This window comes from Pseudomonas carassii (assembly GCF_036324045.1).
Taxonomy (GTDB): Bacteria; Pseudomonadota; Gammaproteobacteria; order Pseudomonadales; family Pseudomonadaceae; genus Aquipseudomonas; species Aquipseudomonas peradeniyensis.
In genome coordinates this window covers 1-1,486 of record NZ_JAZDCT010000090.1, presented here as the reverse complement: position 1 = coordinate 1,486, position 1,486 = coordinate 1, and the positions used below count along the sequence as shown (strand labels likewise).

At 62.9% G+C, this 1,486-nt stretch carries 2 protein-coding genes; both read left to right on the top strand.

Features of this window, described 5'->3' with window-relative positions; genetic code table 11:
* Positions 1-604, top strand: a 604-nt coding sequence (locus V0R62_RS26675; protein WP_408005745.1) for a bacteriophage T4 gp5 trimerisation domain-containing protein, incomplete at its 5' end; no start/stop codon positions are given.
* Positions 601-1,486: hypothetical protein (locus V0R62_RS26670; protein WP_330105830.1), on the top strand; the 886-nt coding region annotated here is incomplete at its 3' end. The genes V0R62_RS26675 and V0R62_RS26670, both read left to right, overlap by 4 nt.

Sequence of the window (1,486 nt, the reverse complement as noted above, 5' to 3'; positions counted from 1 at the left end):
CTTCAACGAGCTGCGCTTCGAGGATGAGTTGGGGCAGGAAGAGGTGTTCATCCATGCGCAGCGGGATCAGAACAATGTGGTCAAGCATGATGAGACCACGCAGGTTGGCAATGATCGACGTGAGGAGGTTGGCCATGACGAAGTGCTCGACGTCGCCAACAACCGTCGCGAAACCATCGGCAACGACGACCAGGTGACGATTGGCCATGACGCGCTGCTGGACATCGGCCATAGCCAGACCATCACGATTGCCCAGGACCGCACGGTGCGGGTGGGCAATCATCGCTTTGACAGCACAGCGGCCAACCACAGCGTCAGCGTGGGTGGCCATATGCAGCAGACCATCGAGGGCCACCTTGAACTGAAGGCCGGCCAGGCCATTCGGCAGCACACCCGGTGCTACGAAATCCATGCCTCGCAGAGCATCACCCTCAAAGCGCCAGGCGGCACGCTGCGCATCGACGGCGACGGGATCACGCTCGATGGCGTGGCGCTGATCCTGAAAGCGCCGCTGAGCCAGAACGCCAGCGGTAGCGGCAACGAACTGTCGATCACCAGCCAGGTGTTGCAGGGGCTTGAAGAATGCGTGGAGCACCAGCGATGAAACCTGAATATCTGCTCGACCTGGTGGCACAGGCGCGTAAAGCCGACGATTTCCTCTACCTGCTGCTCGACCCGCTTGCCAACTGCGGTCCCGAACATCCCTTGAGCATTGCAGCGCTGACCCGGCAACAGGGAGTAGAGGCAGTCGAATGCGTGATGCGCGACGACCTGACGCACCTGACAGCGGAGTGTCCGACCCTGGTCGAGCTGGCGGCGCCCGGCCAGCCCGCTGATACACTGCTTCAGCTCACTGCCGTCCATGCCCTGTCAGAAGTGGACTTCGACAAACGCCATGTCTGCGGTTGGCTATTGAGCGAACAGCCATTGCCGGTCATCGCCAGGCACCTCGCGGCCCGTTGCTTGACCATGCCCCCGGTGGCCGGTCCAGCAACGGCTCCCTGGTTCGAGCCTTTGCGCCTGGAGTTGCTGCACGCCACGATGCTCGATATCAGCGATGTGCTATGGCCCTTGAGCGCATGGTTGTACCCAACCGCCTGCGGCACCTTCGCCTGCGTGCAAGGCCGCGCGTTCGCCAGGGACCTGGTCATACCGCACGCCGTCCGCGAACTGCAGTACATGGCCCCTCAAGTCCGGTGCCTGCTGGGCGCCTGGCGTTTGCTGAACCAATCGCCCCCAAGCTACTCGCCCTTGGCGTGGAAGGGCCCCTCGAGCCTTCCGCCGAAGGCGCCCTTCCATGTGTACCAACTGATCGTCGCGGCCTGGGCGCGTGGGCTTGTGGACCTCGATGACGCTTCATGCCTGGTCCTGCACCAGATCATGATCCATCGACGCCTGCTCGAACACCCCACCATCCAGCACGACTTCAACCAAGCCGTAGCGGGCGAGTGCCGCCTGGTCTCGCGCTTCGCCACCTACAGCGACT